14 protein-coding genes and 2 pseudogenes are annotated in these 11906 nt (G+C 39.1%); 8 read left to right on the forward strand and 8 right to left on the reverse strand.

All coding sequences use genetic code 11. The features are described from left to right. The 4 genes and pseudogenes from IM319_RS14065 to IM319_RS14080 all read left to right on the forward strand — a co-directional run. Nucleotides 1–237: pseudogene (locus tag IM319_RS14065) on the forward strand (RNA-guided endonuclease TnpB family protein); the annotation flags it as partial. Between the two features lie 115 nt (nt 238–352). After that, nucleotides 353–559, forward strand: a complete 207-nt coding sequence (locus tag IM319_RS14070) for a hypothetical protein (RefSeq protein ID WP_158198448.1) — start codon at nt 353–355, stop codon at nt 557–559. Next, entirely contained in the window at nt 559–768 is a 210-nt protein-coding gene (locus IM319_RS14075; protein WP_287735972.1) for a type II toxin-antitoxin system YafQ family toxin, read from the forward strand. Before IM319_RS14070 ends, IM319_RS14075 begins: the two co-directional genes overlap by 1 nt. A gap of 198 nt (nt 769–966) precedes the next feature. After that, the gene (locus IM319_RS14080; protein WP_286826811.1) at nt 967–1254 is read left to right on the forward strand and encodes a YggT family protein; all 288 of its coding nucleotides are present in this window, start codon (nt 967–969) and stop codon (nt 1252–1254) included. Between the two features lie 4 nt (nt 1255–1258). Here IM319_RS14080 and gshA read toward each other — a convergent pair whose 3' ends face one another. The 8 genes and pseudogenes from gshA to IM319_RS14125 form a co-directional block, all read right to left on the reverse strand. Further along, nucleotides 1259–2413 (reverse strand): glutamate--cysteine ligase, encoded by a 1155-nt coding sequence (gene gshA / locus IM319_RS14085; protein ID WP_287735973.1) that lies wholly within the window; start codon nt 2411–2413, stop codon nt 1259–1261. Between the two features lie 39 nt (nt 2414–2452). Further along, nucleotides 2453–2845: a pre-16S rRNA-processing nuclease YqgF gene (locus IM319_RS14090; protein ID WP_052275734.1), complete on the reverse strand. Its 393-nt coding sequence runs from the start codon at nt 2843–2845 to the stop codon at nt 2453–2455. 307 nt (nt 2846–3152) lie between these two features. After that, nucleotides 3153–3572 (reverse strand): annotated as a pseudogene (locus tag IM319_RS22570) (helix-turn-helix domain-containing protein). Nucleotides 3573–3624: 52 nt separating this feature from the next. After that, nucleotides 3625–5571, reverse strand: a complete 1947-nt coding sequence (locus IM319_RS14105) for a pentapeptide repeat-containing protein (protein ID WP_287735976.1) — start codon at nt 5569–5571, stop codon at nt 3625–3627. A gap of 5 nt (nt 5572–5576) precedes the next feature. Next, nucleotides 5577–5861 carry a DUF2103 domain-containing protein gene (locus IM319_RS14110; protein ID WP_286826806.1) on the reverse strand — a complete coding sequence of 95 codons (285 nt, stop codon included), beginning with the start codon at nt 5859–5861 and terminating at the stop codon, nt 5577–5579. 2 nt (nt 5862–5863) lie between these two features. After that, complete coding sequence (clpS, locus tag IM319_RS14115) at nt 5864–6157, reverse strand: ATP-dependent Clp protease adapter ClpS (RefSeq protein ID WP_002765336.1); 294 nt, start codon at nt 6155–6157, stop codon at nt 5864–5866. A 55-nt stretch (nt 6158–6212) separates the two neighbouring features. Continuing rightward, nucleotides 6213–7346, reverse strand: coding sequence for a glycosyltransferase family 4 protein (locus IM319_RS14120; RefSeq protein WP_287735977.1), 1134 nt, complete (start codon nt 7344–7346; stop codon nt 6213–6215). Nucleotides 7347–7406: 60 nt separating this feature from the next. Next, the gene (locus IM319_RS14125; RefSeq protein ID WP_287735978.1) at nt 7407–8069 is read right to left on the reverse strand and encodes a 4'-phosphopantetheinyl transferase family protein; all 663 of its coding nucleotides are present in this window, start codon (nt 8067–8069) and stop codon (nt 7407–7409) included. Nucleotides 8070–8179: 110 nt separating this feature from the next. On the opposite strand from IM319_RS14125, the gene IM319_RS14130 reads away from it, so the two are divergent. The 4 genes from IM319_RS14130 to IM319_RS14145 all read left to right on the forward strand — a co-directional run. Then, on the forward strand, nt 8180–9121 hold the full coding sequence (locus tag IM319_RS14130) for a serine hydrolase (RefSeq protein ID WP_287735979.1): 942 nt from the start codon (nt 8180–8182) through the stop codon (nt 9119–9121). Between the two features lie 225 nt (nt 9122–9346). Further along, complete coding sequence (locus tag IM319_RS14135) at nt 9347–10696, forward strand: ParA family protein (protein ID WP_287735980.1); 1350 nt, start codon at nt 9347–9349, stop codon at nt 10694–10696. Then, the gene (locus tag IM319_RS14140; RefSeq protein ID WP_287735981.1) at nt 10697–11380 is read left to right on the forward strand and encodes a chromosome partitioning protein ParB; all 684 of its coding nucleotides are present in this window, start codon (nt 10697–10699) and stop codon (nt 11378–11380) included. A 130-nt stretch (nt 11381–11510) separates the two neighbouring features. Beyond that, the coding region (locus IM319_RS14145) for a Uma2 family endonuclease (RefSeq protein ID WP_287735982.1) at nt 11511–11906 on the forward strand (396 nt) is incomplete at its 3' end.

Here is an 11906-nt window from a genome sequence, read left to right on the forward strand (position 1 = left end):
AAACTGTCAAAAAATCTTTATCGACTAGAACCCATCAGTGCAAGTGTGGATGTGTTTTGGAGCGGGATGAAAACGCCGCAATCAACATCCTTAAAAGGGGACTAAGTACGGTAGGGCATACCGGAACCTTCGATGCTCGACCCAATAAACGCTTGGGGAGAGAATACCTCTACTTTTTCAGAAGCAATTCTGTCTAAGCAAGTAATCTCTGTGAACCAAGAATCCCCGTCTCTTTAGAGCGGGGAGTGTCAAACTTCGCTAAGATATTCTAAGAAAAAAACCTTGAAGTTATCGGCGATCACTGATAAACTATATATAGAAACAAATATATAAAATCTTTAAGGAGATAAATATGACATTTAGTGAAGTCGTAGAAGCAATTAAAACCTTATCTTTAGGAGAAAAGGAAGAGATACAATTTCTTTTAGAACAGTTTTTAAGAGAAGAGCAACGTGACAAAATTTATCAAAACTATTTGGTAGCCAAACAGAACGAGAAAGAAGGAAAACTAAAATTTTCCTCAGATACAGATGAACTAATGCAGTTTTTAGAAGAATAATGATAGAAATTAGTTTTGATGAGTCTTTTAAGCGAGCCTTCAAAAAACGTTTTCAAGGCGACCATGAGTTAGAAAGAAAATTTCGGACAAAGCTAGAAAAATTTCAAGAAAATCCGTTTGATCCATCTCTCAAAACTCATAAATTATCAGGCAAACTTAAAGAATTATGGAGTTTTAGTATTGAGTATAATCAAAGAGTGATATTTTAGGCGTTGCTGAATCAAGGTATGAATGCCGACTGTGCATCGTATCCAAAAGTTAGTTTGAGTCTAGGTTTTAAAAATCCCACAAAAGAAGATTCATATCTCAAATCAGCAACACCCACCTTTAAACATAATTATTTCAAGATAGAACCAAAACTGCTATATTAGGACAGAGGCAATTAGTAAAAAACTCATTTAGGGACTATGGACATAGCGATCGCATTGATTTGGACATTGGGAATTATCTTAGGGTTGATGACCCTTTTGTTTATCTTACGGATCGTTTTAACCTGGAATCCACAGGTAGATTTAAATAGCTTTCCCTTTAATATTATTGCTTGGCCAACGGAACCTTTTTTAATCCCCGTGCGTCAACTCATACCACCCTTGGGAGGAGTTGATATTTCTCCGATTATCTGGGTGGGAATTTGTACGCTGCTGCGGGAAATTCTTCTCGGTCAACAGGGTTTAATTACCATGGCCTTAAAATAATTATTTAGGCGACTAGAATATGCTGACATAATTTATGTTCTAACTCTCGTTCCTCTTTTTCTAGGGTAATAATCGCCTGTTTGATAATAGTTTTAACATCCATACCTTGGTCGTATTGTTTTAACCATTGTTGTGCAGTGTTACCTTCGCGGAGGATTTTTTGTAGGGGGGAGAGGAAACAACTAAAACCCTTTTCTTTAGCGGTAGGATAAACTTGAACATAGAGGTCTTTAATCCAATCCCTAGCTAAAATTTCCCGGCCATCGTACCAATGTCTCAGGGTGGCATCAAGACTAAAACGCGCGGCAGCCTGTTCGTTTTCTTGGGTTAAAGTTAATAAATCCTCGCCCCGATTGCTGCTGGGTAATTGACTTAAAATTAAAGGGTCTAATTGGGGATCGTGTAAAAGTTGAATTAAACGGGCCTCTAAAAAAGCCATAACTGCTAATAAACTAATAGGATTAGCAATCAGGTCACAAATTCGCAATTCTAGACGATTGAGATTATAGGGACGATTGCTACCGTTAGGACGTACTGAGACCCAGAGATGACGAACATTCTGCATCGTACCGATTTTTAATTGTTCCTCGGTCCAAGTGACAAAATGTTTATGACTTTCAAAGAGGGGAACATAAGCGGGAGTTTGGGGGAAAACTTGCCAACGACGGGAATGGGAACCAGTGATTTTACCATCGAGAAAAGGAGAGGAAGCACTTAAAGCCAAGTATAAAGGAGCTTCTAGGCGAATTAAGCGACAGGCACGCATTAAATCCTCATAATCGCTAATACCGACGTTAATATGAATACTGGCCGTGACTACATTAGTGCCGTAGGTCTGTTCAATATAGTCATGATAGGGATTTTGAGGGTCACTGCGATAAAAATGTTGACTATCACCCAAGGAGAGGGTACTGCCAGGGATGAGGGTATAATCGCCTAAACGACGCAAATATCGCCGTAGAGCGAGACGAGGTTTTAAAGTAGCGCATAAAAGACGGTCATAGTTAGTCATGGGAGCCGTGGTGTATTCTACGTTACGACTATCCGGTTCCCGGACAAAACCATCTAAATCCTTGACAATGCGATCGGATAAACCGATAATTTCTCCGGCTGCTGTTCCGGTGTACATTTCTACTTCAAAACCTTTACTTAGGAGCATCGTCAATCCACCCTGCTGTGTCTATTTTGTAGTGTGACATTATTTGGACTGTAAATGACGTTCGATCAGCAGAATCGCCACTATATCATCAATGGGGCGATCGGGAAGACGCATACCTTGGGGGATGAGTTTCTGTAATCCTTTGGGGGGGAACATTTGCCAATAGCGATCGCGCGCTTCTAGGGTACTATTGCGTTCATCCACTAGAGTAATCGGGATAGTGACACGAGCGGCAATTTTTTGGTGCCAACTTTTCGAGGTGGTTTGGTTCCCCATCACCAGTAATTCGATCGGATATTGTTGACAGAGACTGGCTAAACGCTCGATCGCTTGTGACGATGCTATCACCTCATGGGTATAAATTTTCCCCGTCGATGATCTGACTGCGATCCCACATTTATCCTTACCCGGATCAAAACCCAGAATACACATAGTTTTTATCTCCTGCAGCAGTGGTCGGTTTTATTAAATCATTAAATTAGGGGGTCGGGTGTTGGGTTTTGGGGTTTTAGCAGGGTAAGCGCATCTTAACCATCCTTGACAAAATTAACTTTATGTGAGTTGCTTACCCACGATTCAGGCATATTTGAGGAGAATTTGCCATCTCAATTGTTAAGCAAAAATCGACCAAATGGGTCGAGTTCGTAACTAGGGTTTGCGGCAAAAAGTTTCTCCTGGGAGCAGGGTGTGGGGTGTGGGGTGTAGGGTTATAGCCAAGCATCACCTATACAGCACAAATTTACTGAGTAGATAAAAATAAACTTGAGTCAACGTGAAAAAACTGTCCTAACTTTACAGCTTGTTTTTCTGTTATTATTTGTTTGCCAATAAGAATATCAGAAACTATTGCTTTTGAACCTAGTATATCTGATAAATCTTTTTCTTGTAAGTTGTTAGCTTCCATGAGTTCCCAAAGTATTGAATGGGGTTCTGATTCTTCAATGGGATAATTCTCTTGTTCGTATTTTTCGATTAAAGTCAAGAGTAAATTTAACAAAGTGGTTTCTTATAGACTGGGATTTTCTCGATGAGATAAGGCCGCAGCTAGGGTAATAGCCTGTTCGTTTTCTGCATCGGTTTCTCTTACTTTTGGTAGATACTCGGCTAGTAACCTTCCGTAGGTATCACGGTTCAAAGTAAGGGTCATTTTTCCACTCATATTTCTGCTTCCCAAAACGAAAAGATAACTGCTGTATTTAAATTTTTACAGTTTATTTTAAATAAATCAAGAGATTTAACCCCGGAATCGTGCGCGAGAGAGTCCAGATAAGGAGAGTGATATAAAAGATGCCGATACCCCATTGATACCAAACTAAAAAAGAAATGATAGCGGGTAATTCTTGATCGCGAACTCGCCAATCATTAAAGCCTAATTTTAGCAAATTATTGAGACTTAAATCGTAATAATTTAACCAATTCCAACGCTTTTGCCAAGGAATAGGAGTATAACGATCGCGAAAGAGGGGAAATTGGGGAACCACGGGTAAACGGGTGATTAATAAGCGTAATTGTCGCATACTACCATCTTGTAGGAAATAGGAACTATCCATTAAATCGTGATAGCGTCCCCGACGATAAAGTTCGATAATTAAAATTAGGGGTAAGGGGACAAGAATTAGGGCAATGGCTGTTAAAGTTAGTAGGGGACGACTGGCAGATTGCAGGATATTAAATACACCTGAAAGGGTGAGAATAATATAGCTAGTTACCATACAAAGAATTTCATAACGATTAGGAATTACTGGTTTAGGTGTGAGACGACGCACGCGATCAATTAACCAAAATAAACAGCCAAAATAGGCAAAAATTATGATTCCTGTACCGAAAACTAAACTAAAATTTGTACCATCTTGACTTAAGAGTAATAGTAAAGCAAGGAAAGAAGTATGCAGAAAATCAGCTAACCAAGTGAGGTTAATTAGGCGAATAATTGAGATATTATTCAGTTTTTGTTTTAACTGTTGAAAACGCAATTTTTCGGTTTTGTATTCAATTTGATTGGCATCAGCAATTTGTTCTAGGGAGCGGAAATTACGAACTAAATTTCTTAAAACTGTTTCATTTCCTGTTAAGGTTGGTAAATAAATTGCTTGACCAATTACTCCTCTATCTCCTAGTATTTTCGCTTTATCGGAATCAAAAGCTAATCCCGATACACTCAAATAACTATTTTTAGTAAAAGTGGAATTACTAAAATCTACCTGATCTAAAAGTTTCAGATCTTGAAAACTAACCACACCATTAAAATAACTAGAACGGAAAGCGCCTGATTTTTCAAGAGTGGCATTTCTAAAGGTTAATAAACTTAAAAATCTACTCTTAGAAAATAGCGGACGATCTCGCCATTGACTTTGGGAAAAATTGGCTTCTTTTTCCCAGAAAGTACGGGTAAAATCTGCGGTTTTATCGTATTTAGTTTGATCAAAATAAGCTTCGGCAGTAAAATGACTGCGATGGAAGTTGGTAATACTTTTAAAATGTGCCGTGCGAAAGATAGCTTTATTTAAAAATTGACTTTGACTAAAATTTACATCTCCCATAAAAGTGGCTTTGGTAAATTTCGCTACCCTAGCAAAACGAGATTCTACCCAATTACTTTCACGACTAAATTTTGCTTCCATTGCTTCGACAATTTGCAGAAAAAAGGTCTTAGAAAAGTCCACTTCTCCCATAAATACGGTTCCGGACAACTTCACCGGTCCGCGAAATACTGTGACATTAAAAACTGGTTCATCGCTATCGAATAAAAAATTTTCGTCCTGTTGTAATAACTGTTCTTCCGTGGGTGATAATAAGGTAGCGAGAGCTACTTTTGTTAAAGGAGTCGGTAAACCCAGACGGGAAGCGATAAAATTGCCTTGAATTAAGGAATTACTAAAATCTAAACCTAGGGGTTGTTTAGCGCGATTAATTTGACCTTGAATCTGTTGATAAAATTGTTCCTGGAGTTCCTTATTTTCATCGCGGATATCGATAACTAAATTGGCTAAATCAATGGTAGTCATCCCTTCTTTAAGGACGGGTGCGCTTAAACGTTCCTGCAATAAAGTTACTGTTAAAGGAACTCTATCCACTACTGCCAAACTAGGGAGAGAATGTACACAGAAAAACAGAAAAACAATGATTAGTAACCAGCAGCCTTTCAACAACGCACCCACGACAGTTATTTTCCTAAACAAGCTTGGATAGCCATTTCTAAATCCGCTTGGTTTAAATCGGTGATAACAAAGACTTCCTGCACACTTTTTCCTGTCCTCGCAATCACCTTAAAACCACCAAGAATTGGCACTGATATCCGCAATTGTAACCGCGGACAATGACCTTTTGAGCGAGAAAGTACCCCCGGAGTGACAGTGGTGATTCCTTGATAGGTAATTAACTTTTCTAATACCGCAATCAACCCCGGAATATGAGTAGAATGATTCCAAACTAAGCGACCATTATTCATAATTATGCGGCCTCTAGAGGAGCCATAGTTAATCCTTCCCGTCGCAATTGTTGGTGATAAAGTTCCGCTTGTTCTTGGGGACCTGTCCAGACAATTGCTTGTCCTTGGTAGTGAACTTGATTAGTTAATTCCCAAGCTCGATCGGTAGTCATATCTGGGATATATTTAATTAAACAATTGGCCACATGATCGAAGGTGTTAAAGTCATCGTTGAGAACAATAACTTTATAGTTGGGATAAGTCTTTTTGACAACTTGGGTGGACTTATCTAAGGTGGTACTGGGTGCGCTGGCCATAAAAGTTACAATAGGTCAAGGTTTTTGCAATTAAATTCGATCATTTTGACAACAATTAAGCGGCAAAAGCCACAGAATTATTATTCAAAACCCGGTGATAGTAATTTAATAATTGTTTGCTGGCCGCTTGCCATGCCCATTTTTCCGCTTCTAGGCGCGCATTTCGTCGTAATTCCTCTCTTTCTGCCTTGGCGGTTAGTAATCTTTGGGTGGCAGTAATTAAACCCTTCTCATCCCTAGGATCGAAGAGATGACCATTAACTCCATCGGTGACAATATCGGGAATTCCCCCCGAATTTGCCGCCACCACCGGACAACCGGCAGCCATGGATTCTAAGAGTACCAAACCGAGGGTTTCTGTGCGTGAGGGAAAAAGAAAAGCATCTGCGGAAGCAAAAGCGGAGGCTAATTCTAACCCCTGTAAATAACCGACAAAATGGGTATTTGTGTCGGCAAAATGACTTGTTAAAGCTTCCCGATGGGGACCATCTCCCACAATGGCAAATCTTGCTTCGGGAATCGCTTCTAATACTGGTTTAATGCGATCGATTTCTTTTTCGGCCGAGACTCGACCAACATATAATAAGAGAGGACTATCGGGGTTATTTTGGGATAATTTCAGTCTCATAGCCGGGGATTTTAAATGAGGTTGAAATAAGTCCGTATCGACTCCCCTTTGCCAAAGCTCTACCTTTTCAATGCCACGACTAGATAATTCTTGCACCATAGCAGTGGAAGTACAGAGATTTAAACTTGCTTGATTGTGGGCCAATTTTAATAATTCCCAGAGTAATCCTTCTAGGGAACCTAACCCGTAGTGTTGTAGGTATTGGGGGAGATGGGTATGATAGGAAGCGACGAGGGGAATGTTCATAGTTTTGGCAAAATAAATGCCTCCCACCCCTAAAATAGCGGGGTTAACCACATGAATAATATCGGGTTTGAACCTCTCTAAAGCTTGACCGACTGAGGGCCGGGGGAAAGCCATTTTTAATTCCGGATATAGGGGTAGGGGAATCCCTGTAACTCCATGAATCTTAGCACCTTTGTACTCTTTTAAACCGCCATCGGGAGAGAAAACTAATACCTGATGACCTAATCTTTGTAGGTGGTCAACGGTATGTTTAAGACGGGTGACAATTCCATCGATTTTCGGTAAGAAAGTTTCTGTAAAAAGAGCAATTCGCATAGAGAAAGCAAGATTAAGTAATAATTAAGGACACCTGAAGGCAATTAACTACCCAATTAATCATAGATCAGAAAGGCCAAAGGTTTTAATCACTCGATCGCTACCTTCGATAACCACCGTCGCTCGATAATTATCGCCGATTTCTCCTGTCCATAATTGCCATTCCCCCGCCACATTGTCTAATTTTAAGGGATTGAGGCCTACTTCCACTCGATCGAGTCCCCCGCTAATTCCCGTTCCCAGTGCCTTTAAATAAGCCTCTTTTGCCGTCCATAACTGAAAAAATAGCTTTTCCTTCTCGGCGGACTTTTCAACAAGCTCATGTTCCCTAGCACAAAAAAACCTTTTTGTCAAGCTATTTAAATCTTTCATGGCCCGCATTTTCTCTAAATCTACCCCGATGCGATTGGTTAAAGTCAAGCCACAGATTGCCATCTCTTCGGAATGGGAGAGATTAAACTGTAATTGGTAGTTAATACTCGGTTTTCCCCGTTCACTGTAGATAAACTCGATTTTTTTGGGACTTATCGCCAAATATGACCCTAAAATCTCCCGTAAACACCCCCTAGCCACCAAAAAACGCCGCTTGTGTTGGGGAAAATGGTAACGATTAGCTCTAATTATTTCATCTTCCGAGAGCAAAGAAGCCAGTTTTTCTAGTCTGTCCCCAGGCGGATCGAGACTGATAAAATAGAGATGAACCTCATCGGTAGATATAAACATTAAACTCAGAAGCGTTCAAATAATTAATTATCGGTAAATTTTACCGTAAAATGAGAATTGCCGACTCAAGAATTTATCCACCTTCTAACTCTTGACTTTGCAGCACACCTATGAACTTTTTTCATACTGAAGATCACCTCCAACAGTTCGGTACAGATATTTTAGAAACAACTTGGCGAGAATTTCCCCAATTAGCTCAAGAACAAATTGCCCTAACTTGGATAGTATATGATCCTCCCGTTATCGTCAACACGGGGGGAGCAATTTCCCACGAAGAATTCTGGAAATATTCCCCCCGCGGATTTAGCTATCGCGGACAAGAAAGAACCTATCCAGCTAGTTTAGTGAAATTATTTTATCTAGTAGCAATTCATGAGTGGTTAGAAGGGGTAATGATTCCCGAAAGCACCGAATTAAATCGCGCCATTCGTGACATGATTGTTGACTCTAGTAATGATGCTACCAGTTTAGTTGTAGATCTGGTCACGGGAACCACTAGCGGTCCAGAAATTGCCGCCGGTCCCTTTGAAACTTGGAAGCAACAACGCAACATAGTTAATCGTTATTTTCAATCCCTAAATTGGCCAGAATTAGCGACAATTAACGTTAATCAAAAAACTTGGTCCGATGGTCCCTATGGACGTGAACGCGCTTTTTTAGGGGAATTAATGGAGAATCGCAATATGTTAACTAGCAATGCAGTGGCGCGTTTAATTCATACTATTGTCGGGGGGATTGCTGTTTCTTCCCAACGTTCCCAGATGATGATGTCTTTACTAAAACGTAGTCTTAATCCTGCTGATTGGACAAGTCAAGGAGATGATACACAAATCTTAGGATTTCTCGGACAAGGATTACCAGAAAATAGTCAAATTTGGTCAAAAGCTGGTTGGACAAGTCAAGTGCGTCACGATGCAGCCTATATTGAAATTCCCCATCATACTCCCTATCTCTTGGTGGTATTTATCGAGGGAAAAGATAACAGTCAAAATCGCTCAATTTTACCTTTTATTTCCCAGCAAGTAGCCGAGAAAATTATGCAGATTAATTAATTGAAGCGGTGAGTAGGATGCTTTTTAGGTAAACATCCTACTGCAATAAACCCGTAAATTGACTGATATTCATCTCAATATGTAGCTTTTCTGGGATAGATGGGGTTCGTTCTTGCAGCTGAAATACCCGATTAAGTAAGAATTTAGTCTGTGCTTCACCTTGACGAGAAGGGCTGTCATCATTTAAACTAACAATAAGTTGTTCTTAAGTATTTCCTCAAATGTGTGACTTTCAATCCTCACTATTGTCATAACGAAAGGGAAGTGGAGAGTAAATTAATCGTCCAGTATTTACTCCCCAAACTAGGCTACAATGCCGAACATTGGTATCAACAAGTTAGCTTCGGTAAAGTCCGCTTAGATTTCCTTGTTTCCGCTCAAAAACCTATCAACAAAAAGCAGTTTTTATCCTCTCACTGTCTAGTTATCGAAGCTAAAAACCCCAGAGAAAAGCTGATCAATCATCGTCACCGCTTAGGTTATTATCTCAACTACTTTAAAGTGCAGTGGGGATTATTAACCAATGGTTATGAGATTCTACTTTATCAAAGAAAGCCCGATAAAATTTATTTAGTTTTTAGATGTTCTGGGTTAGAAATTGCCTCTCACTTAGAACAGTTAAAATCTCTGATTGGCTACGAAACCTTATCTTTAGGTATTCAACCGCTCAATTCTCCAACAATCAACAACAGAAATCCCATGAAAACCATCGCAATTTATCATCATAAAGGTGGTGTTGGTAAAACCACCGTCGCTACCAATCTAGCGGCAGCTTTGAGTAAAAAAGGCAAGCGAGTATTATTAATTGATATTGATGCTCAAGCTAATAGTACCTTTGCCGTTGGTTTAATTAAGTTTCAATTCGATGATGACGATGATTTAAAAGATAAAAATGTCTTTCATTTGCTAGATAACAGTAACCGCATTTTTGTTGAGAATATCGTCAGAAAGTCCCAAGGATTCAATCATCCAGAAATTGATGTTATTCCCTCTCACATATCTTTAATTGCTAACCAAGCTAAAATTAAAGATAATGCAGCGGTATTTGCTAGATTGGCAAGAAAATTAGAGAAAGTAAATAATCAATACGATATTGTAATTATTGATGCACCTCCCGCACTTGATTTGTATGCACGCATTGCTTTAATTGCCGCTGATTATCTGATAATTCCTTCTGATCTTAAACCATTTTCTAATCAAGGATTAGATAGCGTTAAAAACTTTGTTCAAGAGGAAATCAATGAAAGTCGTGGAGATTTGGGCAAACCAACACTACAAATTTTAGGCGTTTTACCTTCCAAAATTTCCACCCACGCTCAATACTTAAAATATAATTTTCCCAAACAAAAACAAGTGATTCCAGACAAATATAGTTTACCCTTGATGGAATCAACTATCTCGGAAAGAATGCCTTTATCTCGCTGTATAAATCAATATGTTACCGTGGGAGATTTAGAAATTCCTGCCCCCCAATCTATAATTGATTATGCGGAACATCAAGCTGATGCGGGAGTATCAGCAGCAGAATTTGAAGCCTTAGCAATTGAAGTTTTAGCTAAAATAGGAGTTAAATAAATGTGGAAATTTTTACGAGTCGATATTACTGATATTAATCCTTCCGTTGCCAGAGAAACTTTCTCTGAAACTGAATTGGAAAATTTAGCCAATCTTATTATTGAAATGGGTGGAATTATTCGCCCTGCTATTCTCAAAAAAGCTGATAATAAAAAAGTCGATGAACGTTATAATATTATCAGTGGAGATTTAGAATATTATGCTTCTGTCATCGCTAATAAGAAAGTTCCTGACATCGAGATGATTAACGCTTTTGTGGTTGATAAAGAAGCGGAGAATATTGCTTTACAGCAAATGCAGTTATTATCTGCTGCTCCTGCGATAATTACCACGCCAGAAGAAATAGATAATTCTCTAGAATTGAGGATGAGTAATCTTGAAAAACTATTAGAAACCCAGTTACAAGCAATCCGAGAGGAGTACCAAAAAGAAATCAAAAGACTGGAAGAAAAAATTATTCCTCCTCCTCCTCCTTCTTATAAGTCGATTTTAGAGCTTTTAAATACCTGTGATGCTAATCAGCTTAAAAAAGGGGGAATTCTACCTGCATCTGTTAATGACTTTCTGAAAAAACGTTCAGAAAAGCCCTTTGACTCTTTGGAAGATATCCTAAATCGCCCAGTGTCAGGAGTTAAAGAGAAAAGATTAATTAAGCTTGTCGATTATCTGCTGACTTACAATTAATTTTTGTGGGTGTGTTGAGCTAATTTAACACACCCTACCGATCGATGTTATAATAATGGAAGATCAGTAAAAAAGCCTGATCCGATAGCGGGCAAAGATTAACAAGAAGACGGGTGAAAAGAGAAAACTTATGACAACTACCCCAGTAATTGCTGCTTCTTTAACAATTCCTCCCCTAGAAAACGGCGATAAATTAACTCGATGGGAATTTGAACGACGTTATCAAGGGATGCCCCATCTCAAAAAAGCGGAATTAATTGAAGGAATTGTTTATATGGCATCTCCCTTGAGAATTACCCAACATGGTGAACCCCACGCGCATATTATGTTATGGTTGGGTTTTTATAAAGCTTTTACCCCCTATCTGCAATTAGGGGATAATTGTACCGTGAGATTAGATATTGATAACGAACCCCAACCGGATGCCCTATTAAGAATTGAAAAGGGAGGACAATCGATAATTAGTCAAGATGATTATGTAGAAGGCGCGCCGGAATTAATTGTCGAAATTGCCGCTTCTAGTGCT

The sequence above is a fragment of the Microcystis sp. M113S1 genome, from assembly GCF_020246945.1.
Classification (GTDB): Bacteria; Cyanobacteriota; Cyanobacteriia; order Cyanobacteriales; family Microcystaceae; genus Microcystis.

What these genes read in the sequence shown, in the direction of transcription:
- IM319_RS14070 (WP_158198448.1), top strand. Translation starts at nt 353, where the DNA reads ATGACATTTAGTGAAGTCGTAGAAGCAATTAAAACCTTATCTTTAGGA.
- IM319_RS14075 (WP_287735972.1), top strand. Translation starts at nt 559, where the DNA reads ATGATAGAAATTAGTTTTGATGAGTCTTTTAAGCGAGCCTTCAAAAAA.
- IM319_RS14080 (WP_286826811.1), top strand. Translation starts at nt 967, where the DNA reads ATGGACATAGCGATCGCATTGATTTGGACATTGGGAATTATCTTAGGG.
- gshA (WP_287735973.1), bottom strand. Translation starts at nt 2,413, where the DNA reads ATGCTCCTAAGTAAAGGTTTTGAAGTAGAAATGTACACCGGAACAGCA.
- IM319_RS14090 (WP_052275734.1), bottom strand. Translation starts at nt 2,845, where the DNA reads ATGTGTATTCTGGGTTTTGATCCGGGTAAGGATAAATGTGGGATCGCA.
- IM319_RS14110 (WP_286826806.1), bottom strand. Translation starts at nt 5,861, where the DNA reads ATGAATAATGGTCGCTTAGTTTGGAATCATTCTACTCATATTCCGGGG.
- clpS (WP_002765336.1), bottom strand. Translation starts at nt 6,157, where the DNA reads ATGGCCAGCGCACCCAGTACCACCTTAGATAAGTCCACCCAAGTTGTC.
- IM319_RS14120 (WP_287735977.1), bottom strand. Translation starts at nt 7,346, where the DNA reads ATGCGAATTGCTCTTTTTACAGAAACTTTCTTACCGAAAATCGATGGA.
- IM319_RS14125 (WP_287735978.1), bottom strand. Translation starts at nt 8,069, where the DNA reads ATGTTTATATCTACCGATGAGGTTCATCTCTATTTTATCAGTCTCGAT.
- IM319_RS14130 (WP_287735979.1), top strand. Translation starts at nt 8,180, where the DNA reads ATGAACTTTTTTCATACTGAAGATCACCTCCAACAGTTCGGTACAGAT.
- IM319_RS14140 (WP_287735981.1), top strand. Translation starts at nt 10,697, where the DNA reads ATGTGGAAATTTTTACGAGTCGATATTACTGATATTAATCCTTCCGTT.